This window comes from Lysobacter sp. CCNWLW3, from assembly GCF_036697405.1.
In the GTDB taxonomy this organism is placed as follows: domain Bacteria; phylum Pseudomonadota; class Gammaproteobacteria; order Xanthomonadales; family Xanthomonadaceae; genus Lysobacter.
The window spans coordinates 1-12,190 of sequence record NZ_JBAHWA010000006.1 but is presented as its reverse complement, the minus strand read 5'-3'; the positions used below and the strand labels follow the sequence as shown (position 1 = coordinate 12,190).

Genomic DNA, 12,190 nt, shown 5'->3' with positions numbered 1-12,190 from the left:
GGCGGGTGGAGAGCTTGTTCATGGTCACCTCAATCAGCTGCCGCCATTACGAGCGGGGTCGATGGCCGCAGGGCCGGGGGGCCGTCACGCTAACAGAAACGCGGGGCCGGGCGATACGGGGTTTTGCCGCCATTAATGCTTAACGTTCATCCACACTTGGGCGTACGGCCGGCCGAACGCGCCTGCTGGTACGCCGGCATGAGCCCGCCGGCCCGCGCGCGCAGTTCCTGGATACGCGACTGAGGGTCCGGATGGGTGGACAACCACTGCGGCGGCCGGCTGGAGCTGGCACTGGCGGCGATCATGTTCTGCCACAGGTTCACCGCCTGCTGCGGGTCGAAGCCGGCCTGGGCCATGAGCTGCTGGCCGACCACGTCGGCTTCGGTCTCCTGGGTGCGTGAGCCGGGCAGCAGGAACAGGCCCTGCACCGCGGCGCCGCCGAGCTGGCTGGTGGCGTTGGCCGCGCCCTCGCCGTAGCGCGAGCCGAGCAGGGCGCCGGCGATGCTCAGGCCGGTCTGCGCGGTCATCTGGCGGGTGATGCGCTCGTCGTGATGGCGCGAAACCACGTGGCCGACCTCGTGCGCGATCACCGCCGCCAGCTGGTCCTGGTTCTGGGCCACGCTGAAGATGCCGGTGTTGACCCCGACCTTGCCGCCCGGCAGGGCGAAGGCGTTGGGCGAGCTGTCGACGAACAGGGCGGTTTCCCACTGCGCCTGCCAGCCCGGCGGCAATTGGCGGGTGACCGCGTCGACCACGCAGCGCACGTAGGCGGTCTGGCGCGCGTCGGTGCTGAGCTTGCCCTTGGATTTGGCGTCGACGAAGGCCTGCGCGCCCATCTGGTTGAGCTGTTCGGGCGAGACCGCGCCCACGCTCTGGCGGCGCCCGGTGGGCGAGGTGGTGGTGGCGCAGGCCGTCACGACCAGCGCGATCGAGACACCGAGCAGTAGACGCTTCACTGAGAGCAATTCCCCTTGCGTATGACCGCGTTGTAGACCGATCGGGATTAACTTTTCGTCAAACATGCCAGGCCGGGGACATCAGCCCTGCAGGACCAGCAAGGCGCAGGCCAGCAGGTTGTTGATTCCATGGGCGGCGACCGCCGCCCACAGCGTGCCGGTACGGCGGTAGACCCAGGCCAGAGCGGCGCCGATGCCGGCGTAGGTCAGCCACAGCAGGCCGATCGCGCCGGGGCCGTTGCCGCTCAGGCCCGGCAGTTCGTGCATCAGGGCGAAGGCCAGGCTGCTCAGCACCAGGCCCAGGCCGGGCAGGCCGGCGGCCCAGAAGCGCCCGAACAGCACCCGCCGGAACAGCAGTTCTTCGTAGGCCGGCGCCAGCACCACCGCGAACAGCAGGGTCAGGGCGAACTGGCTGCGCAGGGCCTCGCGGATCATCTCGACGTTGCTGGGCAGGGGTTCGATGCCGAATTGCTCGCCGATCCAGCTCAGCGCGCTGCTGAAGCCGAAGCCGATTAGGCCCACGCCCAGGGCCCAGGCCCAGGTGGACGGCCGGCGGGCGGCGCGCCAGGAGGCGGCGCGCTCTTCGCGCCCGGCGCGGCGGCGCAGCAGGTAGACCGCCAGCGAGGCGCCGCCCATCGCGACCAGGGCCATGCCCAGTTGCGCCAGGCCGCCGGGCTGGCCGATCGCCTGCAGGGTTTCGTCGGGGGAGAGGGCGCCGCCGCCCTGCATGCCGATCTGGATGCCGCGCAGCATCGCCCAGGCGATCATCGTGGCGAAGCTGAGGGCGAGCATGATCGCCACCGCGATGGCGAAATCCAGGGTGGCATGGCCCAGCACCGCGCGGACGCGCGGCGCGGGCAGGGCCGCCGCCGGAGGCTGCGGCGGCGGGACGGCTGCGGGCAGGGCGGCGGCCGTGGGTTCGGAACCGTGCGCCATCGGCGTCGGCTCAGACGTCGAGATTGGCGACCTTGAGCGCGTTGTCCTCGATGAAGGCGCGGCGCGGTTCGACCACGTCGCCCATGAGGGTGCTGAAGATCTGATCGGCGGCGACCGCGTCCTCGATGCGCACCTGCAGCAGGCGGCGCGTCTCGGGATTGACCGTGGTGTCCCACAGCTGCTCGGGGTTCATTTCGCCCAGGCCCTTGAAGCGCTGGATCTGGCGGCCCTTCTTGGCTTCCTCGAGCAACCAGGCCTGCGCCTGGGCGAAGCTGTCGACCGGCTGGGCGCGGTTGCCGCGCACGATCTGCGCGCCTTCGCGGACCAGGCCGTGCAGCAGCGAGGCGGCTTCGCGCAGGGCGCGCAGCTCGCCGCCTTCGAACGCCGCCAGCGGCAGCACCTGGGTCAGTTCCTGGCCCATGTGCGTGCGCGTGACCAGCAGCGCGGCCTGGCGCGCCTCGTTGGCCGGGTGCAGGCGCAGGCGATAGCGCGGCTTGCCCAGACCGGTGCGGTTGAGGCGCTTCTCCAGCGCTTCGAGTTCGTGCTGCTCGTCGACGTTGGCCAGCAGGTGGGCGCTGTCCAGCGGGGTGAAATCGATCAGCGCCTCGAGCACGTTGGGATCGTAGCGGTGCGCGTTGCGCACGATCGCTTCGCGCGCGCCGGCGTAGGCCAGCAGCAGCTTCTCCAGCGCCGCGCCTTCGATCGGCAGCTCGCCCTCGGCCGGGATCAGGCCCGCGCCTTCGACGGCGTTGTTGGCCAGATAGACGTCCAGCGCGGTGTCGTCCTTGAGGTAGATCTCGTTCTTGCCCTGCTTGATCTTGTACAGCGGCGGCAGGCCGATGTAGACGTGGCCGCGCTCGATCAGCTCCGGCATCTGCCGGTAGAAGAAGGTCAGCAGCAGGGTGCGGATGTGCGAGCCGTCGACGTCGGCGTCGGTCATCAGGATGATGCGGTGGTAACGCAGCTTGTCCGGGTTGTACTCGTCCTTGCCGATGCCGGTGCCCAGCGCGGTGATCAGGGTGCCGACTTCGGCGCTGCCGAGCATGCGGTCGAAGCGCGCGCGCTCGACGTTGAGGATCTTGCCCTTGAGCGGCAGGATCGCCTGGGTCTTGCGGTTACGGCCCTGCTTGGCCGAGCCGCCTGCGGAGTCGCCCTCGACGATGAACAGTTCGCTCAGCGCCGGGTCTTTTTCCTGGCAGTCGGCGAGCTTGCCGGGCAGGCCGGCGATGTCGAGCGCGCCCTTGCGGCGGGTGAGGTCGCGCGCCTTGCGCGCGGCTTCGCGCGCGCGCGCGGCGTCGATGATCTTGCCGGTGATCGCGCGCGCTTCGTTCGGATGTTCCTGCAGGAACTCTTCCAGGCGCGCGCCGAAGGTGCTCTCGACCACCGGGCGCACTTCCGAGCTGACCAGCTTTTCCTTGGTCTGCGAGGAGAAGCTCGGGTCGGGCACCTTGACCGACAGCACCGCGATCATGCCTTCGCGCATATCGTCGCCGGACAGCGCGACCTTGGCCTGCTTGGCGATGCCGCTGTTCTCGATGTAGTTGGTGAGCGTGCGCGTCAGCGCGGCGCGGAAACCGATCAGGTGGGTGCCGCCGTCCTTCTGCGGAATGTTGTTGGTGAAGCAGAACATCGTTTCCTGGTAGGAATCGGTCCACTGCAGCGCCACGTCCACGGTGATGCCGTTCTGCTCGCCCGACACCGAGATCACGTTCGGATGCAGCGGCGTCTTGACCTGGGCCAGATGCTCGACGAAGGAGCGGATGCCGCCTTCGTACTGGAACACGTCGCGACGGCCTTCGCCGCGCTCGTCGACCAGGGTGATCTTGACGCCGGAATTCAGGAACGACAGTTCGCGCAGGCGCTTGGCCAGGATGTCGTAATGGAATTCGACGTCGGTGAAGATTTCCGCCGCCGGCTTGAAGCGCAGCAGGGTGCCGCGCTTGTCGGAGGCTTCCAGTTGCTTGAGCGGATACACCGGCTCGCCCAGCGCGTATTCCTGCTGGTGGTGGTGGCCGTCGCGCCAGATGTCCAGCCACAGCTGTTCGGACAGCGCGTTGACCACCGACACGCCGACGCCATGCAGACCGCCCGAGACTTTGTAGCTGTTGTCGTCGAACTTGCCGCCCGCGTGCAGCACGGTGAGGATGACCTCGGCCGCCGACACGCCTTCTTCCTTGTGGATGTCGACCGGAATGCCGCGGCCGTTGTCGTAGCACGACACCGAGCCGTCTTCGTGCAGGGTCACGATCACATCGTCGGCGTGGCCGGCGAGGGCTTCGTCGATCGCGTTGTCGACGACCTCGAACACCATGTGGTGCAGACCGGTACCGTCGTGGACGTCGCCGATGTACATGCCCGGCCGTTTGCGTACGGCTTCGAGTCCGCGCAAGACGGTGATCTTGCTGGAGTCGTAGGTCTGGTTCGGGGTCGGCTCGGGAAGCTGGTCGTTGTTTTCAGACATGCGCTGTGGGATTCCGCGGTCCGCCTACGGAGGTCGGAGACGCGACACATTAGCTGTAGGGACTGAGGCCGAGTATACCGCGCCTGGGCCCTGCCAGCCTGTGCCTGCCACAGCCCCGGTCAGACGGCAGCGGGAGAGGCTCCGGGTGGTCGCTCCCGGGCTAGCCAGGCCGTGCGCCGGGGTCGGCCGGCCCCAGAGACCTGCTGGACGCTGGGCGCGCTATGCGGCGGATCGGGCGTCGCGGCGCGATGGCGCCGGTGGCGAAGAACGCAGCCGGTGTTTGCGAGTGCAAGGATGGATCGAACCTGACTTCGATCGGGACGCAGCATGGATGCTGAGGGCGGCTCGACAGCACGACGTGGCTGGCCTCGCCCCCGACGGCATCGGGCGGCCTGAAGGGAGTTCGCCCGGCATGTTCCACGTGGAACACTCAAGCCAAGCGAATCTCGCCTTGTTCCACGTGGAACACCTGGGTCTCGACGCCCAGCTCCGCAAGCGCGCTGGGCGGCTCGGTGCCGGTGATGAAGACTTGAGCACCGCAGGCGATCAGGCGCTGCAGCACCCGGCGCTGGTGCTGGCGGTCGAGTTCCGAGGCCAGATCGTCCAGGGCGATCACCGGCCATTCCCGGCGGGCCTGGGCGTGGTGCTCGGCCTGGGCTAGCAGGGCGGACAGGGCGGTGAGCTTGGCCTGGCCGCGCGACAGCGCCTCGCGGCCGGGCAAACCGGCGAACTGGATCCGCCAATCGGCGCGATGCGGGCCCACCGAGGTGTAGCCGGCGATCTGGTCGCGCTCGCGCGCCAGCAGGAGGGCGTCGGCCAGCGGCAGCTCGTCGCGGCGCCAGCCGGGCAGGTAGTCCAGGCGGGTGTCGCCCAGCGCCGGCGCCAGTTCCGCGGTCAGGGCGGCGAAGCGCGGCTGCAGGTCTTCCAGGTAATGCTGGCGGCGGCGGCTCAGCGGTTCGCCGGCCTCGGCCAGCTCGCGGTCCCAGGCGTCGAGCTGACCGTCGCGGGCGCGGGCCTTGAGCAGGGCATTGCGCTGCTTGAGCGCACGGGTGTATCGCCGCCACAGGGCGATGAAGTCGTGTTCCACGTGGAACAAGCCCCAATCCAGGTAGCGCCGGCGCGCCTCGGCGCCACCGGTGATCAAGGCATGGCTGCCAGGCTCGAAGCTGACCACGGCCAGGGCGGCGCAGAGTTCGCCCAGCTGGGCCACCGGGCTACCGTCCAGGCGCCCGATCCAGTCCTGGCCGGTGTGGCGCAGCCCGGCCTTGCGCAGCCGCAACGGCTCCGGGCCGCCGTCGGCGACCGCGGCCGCGTTCGGGCCCAGGCCCTCCCGCCATTCCACGAACACCTCTAGGGCCGGTTCGCCGGCCCGGACCAGGCCGTCGCGGACCCGGCCACGGAAGCTACGGCCGTAGGCCATCAGGTGCAGGGCCTCGAGCAGGCTGGTCTTGCCGGCGCCGTTGTCGCCGGTGATCAGGTTGATCCCGGGGGCAGGCGCCAGCCGGACATCGGCGAAGCGACGCAGGCCACGGGCTTCCAGGCGGGTTACGTGCATGTGTGGATGATCGCAGATCGGTTTCGGCAGGCGCGGAAGGAAGAAAGAGGGGCTGGTGGCCGGAGGGCCAGGAGTTAGGAAGGAGAGGGCAGAGGGCAGAGGGGCAGAGGGGCAGAGGGGCAGAGGGGCAGAAACCAATGATCTGTCGATACGGCCTCCCCCTTTGAAAAAGGGGGATTGAGGGGGATTTGCTTCTGGCGCGATCAGCCCAAGCCGCAACCAAGAGCCAACCATTCCCACCCCGTCCGGCCAGCAGGCATAGCCCGCTGGCGCTCAGCCACGCACGAACTTGCAATCTGTATGCCGCCCAGCTCGCCCAAAACGAAACGCCCGGCAGCGCCGGGCGTTTCATGTTCCACGTGGAACCGATCCTCCCGGACCGGTGGCCGATCAAAGACGCAGCGGCATGACCACGTGGCGGCACTTCTCGTTTGCCGCTTCGCGCACCAGCGCCGAGGAATTGGCGTCGCGCAGGGCCAGCACCACGTGCTCGTCGCGCAGCGCGGTCAGGGCGTCCAGCAGGTAGTTGACGTTGAAGCCCACCGCCAGGTCGTCGACCTTGGTGTCGGCTTCCACTTCTTCCTGCGCTTCTTCCTGCTCCGGGTTGTGCGCGCTGATCTTGAGCTGGCCGGGCGAGACCTCGATGCGCACGCCGCGGTACTTCTCGTTCGACAGGATCGCCGCGCGCTGCAAGGCCGCACGCAGGATCTCGCGCTCGATCCGCACTTCGCGGTCGGCGCCGATCGGGATCACCGCTTCGTAATCGGGGAAACGGCCGTCGATCAGCTTGCTGGTAAAGGTCACGTCGTCGCGCTTGACCCGGATGTGGCCGCGGCCCATCTCGATCTCGATCTCGCGGTCGCCGCCTTCCAGCAGGCGCTGCAGCTCCTGCACGCCCTTGCGCGGCACGATGATCTGGCGCTTGGTCTGGCCGCTGCCTTCGTAGGCGGTTTCGCACAAGGCCAGGCGGTGGCCGTCGGTGGCCACGCAGCGCAGGCTGTTCTCGCGCAGATCGAACAGCAGGCCGTTGAGGTAGTAGCGCACGTCCTGCTGGGCCATCGCGAACGCGGTGCGTTCGATCAGCTCCTTCAGCGCCGCTTCCGGCACGCGCACGCGCTCGGTGGCTTCGACTTCGTCGATCGACGGGAAGTCGTTGGCCGGCAGGCTGGCCAGGGTGAAGCGCGAACGCCCGGCCTGCACCGTGATCTTCTCGGCGGTCTGGGTGACGGTGACCTTGCTGCCGTCGGGCAGGGCCCGGACGATCTCGAACAGCTTGCGCGCCGGAATCGTGGTTTCGCCGTCTTTGGCGTCGTCCACGGCGATGCGCGAAACCATCTCGACTTCCAGGTCGGTACCGGTCAGCGAGAGCTGCCCGTCCTTGACCTGCACCAGCAGGTTGGCGAGAACCGGCAGGGTCTGCCGGCGTTCGACTACGTTGACGACTTGCGCCAACGGCTTGAGAAACACTTCTCGTTGCAGGCTGAAACGCATGCGGACCCCTTAGCCCCTAGTCGGTTCGGGCGGCAACGCCCAATACAAAAGAGATGGATAAATCAAAAGCATGGTGGTGATGGTGTCGCCGAAAACCCGGGAAAACTTCATTAACTACTTGTTTTTAATGGATTTTTCCTGAGTGCAAAGTCCGGTAGAACCGGGCCCTGAGCTCCGGGACAATCTGTGGATAAGATTCGAGGCCGGTCGCCGGCTCCGATCTATCCACAGCTTGTACGCGTGCCATGCACCGCTTTGTTCGAAGAGTACCTGCACCAGCGCCGTTCGTCGCCTGCGGGCTCATTCGCTGAGCTTGCGGATCAGCTCGTATTTCGTTCCTTTTCGACTCACACCGGCCTGAGATAGCGCTGGTTCGATCATTCGCTGAGCTTGCGGATCAGCTTGTCCCAATCCTCGCGCAGCTTGCCGTCGGTCTCCATCAGGGTGCGGATCTGCCGGCAGGCATGCAGCACCGTGGTGTGATCGCGTCCGGCGAAGGCGTCGCCGATCTCGGGCAGGCTGTGCTCGGTCAGTTCCTTGGTCAGCGCCATCGCGACCTGGCGCGGGCGCGCCAGCGAGCGCGTGCGGCGCTTGGACAGCAGGTCCTTCATCTGCAGACCGTAGTAGTCGGCCACGGTCTTCTGGATGTTGGGGATGCCGATCGCCTGCTGCTGCGCGCGCAGCAGGTCGCGCAGGGTTTCCTGGGCGAACTCGGCGGTGATCGCGCGGCCGGTGAAGTTGGCGCGCGCGGTCAGGGTGTTGAGGGCGCCTTCCAGGTCGCGCACGTTGCTGCGCATCTTCTTGGCCAGCAGGAACGCGACCTCTTCCGGAATCGCCGCGCCGCGCTCCTTGGCCTTGGAGATCACGATCTGGGCGCGGGTCTCGAAGTCCGGCGGCTCGATCGCCACCGACAGGCCCCAGGCCAGGCGCGATTTCAGGCGCGGCTCCAGGCCCTCGACCTCGCGCGGGTAGCGGTCGCAGGTCAGGATGATCTGCTGCTTGCCGTCGAACAGCGCGTTGAAGGTGTGGAAGAACTCTTCCTGGGTGCGGTCCTTGCCGGCGAAGAACTGGATGTCGTCGATCAGCAACGCGTCCACGCGCTGGAACTGGCGCTTGAACTGATCCATGGTCTTGTCCTGCAGCGACTTCATCATCGCGCTGAAGAACTGTTCCGAACGCAGGTACATCACGCGCATGGCCGGATTGGCCTCGCGCATGGCGTTGCCGGCGGCGAACATCAGATGGGTCTTGCCCAGCCCGGTGCCCCCGTACAGCAGCAGCGGGTTGTGCGCGCGTTCGCCGGGTTTCTGCGCCGCCTGCCAGGCCGCGGCGCGGCCGAGCTGGTTGCTGCGGCCTTCGACGAAGTTGTCGAAGGTGTAATGGGTGTCCAGATTGCCCTGGAAGGGTTCGACCGGCGCGACCGGCACCGCGCGCGCCATGCCGGCCGGCTCTGCCTCGCGCGCCGGCGCCACCCGCGGCAGCGAGCCGATTTCCAGGCTGACCTCGGCGCTGCCGGCGAAGTAGTTCAGCAGCTCGCGGATGCGCCCCAGGTAGCGCTCGCGCACGTGCTCGACGACGAAGGCGTTGGGCGCGTACAGCACCGTGACGTCGTCGCGCTGGGCCGCTTGCAGCGGCTTGAGCCAAGTGTGGACATCCTCGACCGGGTATTCGGCTTCGAGTCGTTCGAGGCAGCGGGGCCAAGCTTCCATCGGTCGGCAGGTCTTCTATGCAGTGCGGCCGGCCCGGGGGCGCGGCGGTCGAAACGCCGCCGGCCGCGCGATGCGACTCGCGGCGAACGGGGCAGGGGGGTCGGCCAGACTATCACCGCGGCGAGGTCCGGAACAGGACTTGTCCACAAGCCTGAACACAGGCTAGTCCACAGGCCCGGGCGCGACGCGAGCCAGGCAGGACGCGGATCGGCGGAGTTTTCCACCGCGTCGGCCGGCGCCCGCGAGCGCCCGGCCCGATGCCCGCGCGGCTTCCGCCACCGCTGGCCCGTCCCGCGCCGCTGTTCAGTTCAACTTGACCGGCCCCCGGATGACCGCTAAGATCTCCGGTCTTTTCCGCCGTATTAATTGAGCCGGACCATGGCCACCAAGCGCACCTATCAGCCCAGCAACCTCAAGCGCAAGCGCGACCACGGCTTCCGTGCCCGCATGGCGACCGCCGACGGCCGCAAGATCCTGGCCCGTCGTCGTGCCAAGGGCCGCAAGCGTCTTTGCGCCTAAACGTCGTTCCGGCTGCCTGCCGCTGACGCGGCGCGGGGCAGCCGTCCGGCGTTCGCCGGTACCGACCCGATGATCTCCACCCGCTTCCCGCGCACCGCGCGGGTACGCGCGCGTTCGGATTTCGACCGCATCTTCAAGCACGGCCGGCGCATCGCGCTGCCCGTGCTTGCTTTGCATTGGCAGGTCGTCGACTGCGAGCCGCGCCTGGGCCTGGCGGTGTCGCGCAAGGTCGACCCGCACGCGGTCGGCCGCAACCGCATCAAGCGCGCCCTGCGCGATACCTTCCGCAAACTGCGTGCCGATCTGGCCCGCGGCGATTACGTCGTGGTCGCCCGTCCCGGGGCCTCGCGCTGCACGCGTGAGGAACTCGACCAGGCCTTCCTCGGTCTGCTCAGGCGCGCCGGCGCGTTGCCCGCACCTGCGGTGCCCGGCACAATGCCGGCCGATCCCATTCCCTCCCCACTGCCGGACCCCGGTCCCGGCTGAGCCCGCCTGCTGCCCATGAACCAGACCCGTGTATTCCTGATCTTCGCCTGGCTGATGGTGGCGACCCTGCTGTGGATGGAATGGGGCAAGGAGAAGTCCGCGCCGCCGGCACCCGCCGTCACCGCCGCGGCCGCCGCCGCCGCGACCAGCACCGTGCCCAGCGCCACCGTGCCCTCGGCCGTCGCCGCCAACGGCGTCGTGCCCAGCGCGCCGGCCGCGCCCGGCACCACGCCCACCGCCGCGGTCGCCGCTCCGAGCGCGGCCCAGACCATCACCGTCACCACCGACGTGCTCAAGGTCGTGTTCGACGGCGGCACCCTGCACCGCGCCGATCTGCTCAAGTACCCCAGCGAGGCGGCCGACGACAGCGCCCCGGTGCGCCTGCTGGCCGAGGACGCGACCAACTACTTCGTCGCCCAGAGCGGCTGGGTCAGCCAGAGCGGTGCTACCCCGACTCACGAATCCGGTTTCGTGCCCGAAAGCCCGCAGCGCGACTATGTGCTGGCCAAGGGCGCCAAAGAGATCGCCGTGCCGTTCGTGTGGACCGGCGCCAACGGCGTGACCATCCGCCGCACCTATGTCTTCCAGCACAGCGGTTATGCCGTCACCGTGCGCGACGAGGTGATCAACGCCGGCACCGCGCCGTGGCAGGGTTCGGTTTACCGCCAGCTGGCGCGCGTGCCGCGCGCGCTGACCCGCAGCGGCCCGATGAACGCCGAGCAGTACAGCTTCCAGGGTGCGGCCTGGTACAGCGAGGCCGAGAAGTACGACAAGCGCAAGTTCGACGCGTTCGTCGACGAAGGCCCGCTCAACCTGAAGGTCACCGGCGGCTGGGTGGCGATGCTGCAGCACCACTTCTTCGCGGCCTGGATCCCGGGCGTGAACGACCAGACCGAGTTTTCGCTGGCGACCGCCGCCACCAACGGTGGCCTTCCGCAATACCTGATCCGCGACATCGGCCCTGGCGTCAACGTCGCCCCCGGCGCCAAGGCGCAGACCACGGCGCGTTTGTGGATCGGCCCCAAGCTGGTCGAGGCGATGAAGGCCGAACAGGTGCCGGGCCTGGAGCGCGCGGTCGACTGGAGCAGCTACAGCGTCATGGCCACGATGGCCAACGCGATCTTCTGGCTGCTGTCCAAGCTGCACGATCTGTTCGGCAACTGGGGCTGGTCGATCATCGGCCTGGTGGTGCTGATCAAGCTGGCCATGTACCCGCTGTCGGCCGCGCAGTACCGCTCGATGGCGAAGATGCGCAAGTTCCAGCCGCGTATCGAGCAGCTCAAGGAGCGCTACGGCGAGGACAAGCAGAAGTTCCAGATGGCGATGATGGAGCTGTACAAGAAGGAGAAGATCAACCCGGTCGGCGGCTGCCTGCCGATCCTGGTGCAGATGCCGGTGTTCCTGGCGCTGTACTGGGTGCTGCTGGAGTCGGTGGAGCTGCGCCACGCGCCGTGGATGCTGTGGATCCACGATCTGACCGCGCGCGATCCCTTCTTCGTGCTGCCGCTGATCAACATCGCGGTGATGTGGGCCACCCAGAAGCTGACCCCGACGCCGGGCATGGACCCGATGCAGAAGAAGATGATGCAGCTGATGCCGCTGGTGTTCGGCGTGATGTTCGCCTTCTTCCCGGCCGGCCTGGTGCTGTACTGGATCACCAACAGCGGCCTGGGCCTGCTGCAGCAGTGGTGGATGACCAAGCGCTACGCCGAGGCGCCGGCGAAGGTTTGATCCTGCGCCTGGTGTCGCCCACGAAGCCCGCCGTTCGGCGGGCTTCGTGTTTGTGGGGGCGGCTCGACTTCGTGTGGGAGCGGCGTAAGCCGCGATCCCGAATTCCGGCTACTGCGCAGGCTGGGATCTTATTGAGATCCGCTTGAGTCGGATTTGCTTTGGATCAACGGCTTCCGCCCGCTGCGCGTGCGGGTCACCTTGTCTGCCTTTAGCTCTCTCCTTTAACAAAGGAGGGTTGGGGAGGATTTGCTCTTGCCCTTGCTCTGCAGGGTTGGCACGAAGGTCAACGGCTTCCGCCCGCTGCGCGTGCGGGTCACTTTCTCTTGCTAGCCCAAGAGAAAGTAAC

9 protein-coding genes are annotated in these 12,190 nt (G+C 67.9%); 3 read left to right on the top strand and 6 right to left on the bottom strand.

What is annotated here, in order from left to right; all coding sequences use genetic code 11:
* Positions 1–146: 146 nt before the first annotated feature.
* From V1318_RS11700 to dnaA, 6 genes are all read right to left on the bottom strand, one after another.
* Complete coding sequence (locus V1318_RS11700) at positions 147–956, bottom strand: M48 family metallopeptidase (protein ID WP_332939852.1); 810 nt, start codon at positions 954–956, stop codon at positions 147–149.
* A gap of 81 nt (positions 957–1,037) precedes the next feature.
* Entirely contained in the window at positions 1,038–1,892 is an 855-nt protein-coding gene (locus tag V1318_RS11695) for a type II CAAX endopeptidase family protein (RefSeq protein WP_332939851.1), read from the bottom strand.
* A 10-nt stretch (positions 1,893–1,902) separates the two neighbouring features.
* Complete coding sequence (gyrB, locus tag V1318_RS11690) at positions 1,903–4,353, bottom strand: DNA topoisomerase (ATP-hydrolyzing) subunit B (RefSeq protein ID WP_332939850.1); 2,451 nt, start codon at positions 4,351–4,353, stop codon at positions 1,903–1,905.
* Positions 4,354–4,783: 430 nt separating this feature from the next.
* The gene (recF, locus tag V1318_RS11685; protein WP_332939849.1) at positions 4,784–5,908 is read right to left on the bottom strand and encodes a DNA replication/repair protein RecF; all 1,125 of its coding nucleotides are present in this window, start codon (positions 5,906–5,908) and stop codon (positions 4,784–4,786) included.
* 390 nt (positions 5,909–6,298) lie between these two features.
* Complete coding sequence (dnaN, locus tag V1318_RS11680; protein ID WP_332939848.1) at positions 6,299–7,399, bottom strand: DNA polymerase III subunit beta; 1,101 nt, start codon at positions 7,397–7,399, stop codon at positions 6,299–6,301.
* A 377-nt stretch (positions 7,400–7,776) separates the two neighbouring features.
* The gene (dnaA, locus tag V1318_RS11675; protein ID WP_332939847.1) at positions 7,777–9,108 is read right to left on the bottom strand and encodes a chromosomal replication initiator protein DnaA; all 1,332 of its coding nucleotides are present in this window, start codon (positions 9,106–9,108) and stop codon (positions 7,777–7,779) included.
* A 378-nt stretch (positions 9,109–9,486) separates the two neighbouring features.
* Here dnaA and rpmH point away from each other — a divergent pair, with 378 nt between their 5' ends.
* From rpmH to yidC, 3 genes are all read left to right on the top strand, one after another.
* Positions 9,487–9,627: a 50S ribosomal protein L34 gene (rpmH, locus tag V1318_RS11670; protein ID WP_031374044.1), complete on the top strand. Its 141-nt coding sequence runs from the start codon at positions 9,487–9,489 to the stop codon at positions 9,625–9,627.
* A gap of 69 nt (positions 9,628–9,696) precedes the next feature.
* A complete protein-coding gene (gene rnpA / locus V1318_RS11665) occupies positions 9,697–10,113 on the top strand; it encodes a ribonuclease P protein component (RefSeq protein WP_332939846.1) in 417 nt (138 codons plus the stop codon).
* A gap of 15 nt (positions 10,114–10,128) precedes the next feature.
* Positions 10,129–11,844, top strand: a complete 1,716-nt coding sequence (gene yidC / locus V1318_RS11660; protein ID WP_332939845.1) for a membrane protein insertase YidC — start codon at positions 10,129–10,131, stop codon at positions 11,842–11,844.
* Positions 11,845–12,190: the final 346 nt, after the last annotated feature.

What these genes read in the sequence shown, in the direction of transcription:
- V1318_RS11695 (WP_332939851.1), bottom strand. Translation starts at nt 1,892, where the DNA reads ATGGCGCACGGTTCCGAACCCACGGCCGCCGCCCTGCCCGCAGCCGTC.
- rpmH (WP_031374044.1), top strand. Translation starts at nt 9,487, where the DNA reads ATGGCCACCAAGCGCACCTATCAGCCCAGCAACCTCAAGCGCAAGCGC.
- recF (WP_332939849.1), bottom strand. Translation starts at nt 5,908, where the DNA reads ATGCACGTAACCCGCCTGGAAGCCCGTGGCCTGCGTCGCTTCGCCGAT.
- rnpA (WP_332939846.1), top strand. Translation starts at nt 9,697, where the DNA reads ATGATCTCCACCCGCTTCCCGCGCACCGCGCGGGTACGCGCGCGTTCG.
- gyrB (WP_332939850.1), bottom strand. Translation starts at nt 4,353, where the DNA reads ATGTCTGAAAACAACGACCAGCTTCCCGAGCCGACCCCGAACCAGACC.
- dnaA (WP_332939847.1), bottom strand. Translation starts at nt 9,108, where the DNA reads ATGGAAGCTTGGCCCCGCTGCCTCGAACGACTCGAAGCCGAATACCCG.
- yidC (WP_332939845.1), top strand. Translation starts at nt 10,129, where the DNA reads ATGAACCAGACCCGTGTATTCCTGATCTTCGCCTGGCTGATGGTGGCG.
- dnaN (WP_332939848.1), bottom strand. Translation starts at nt 7,399, where the DNA reads ATGCGTTTCAGCCTGCAACGAGAAGTGTTTCTCAAGCCGTTGGCGCAA.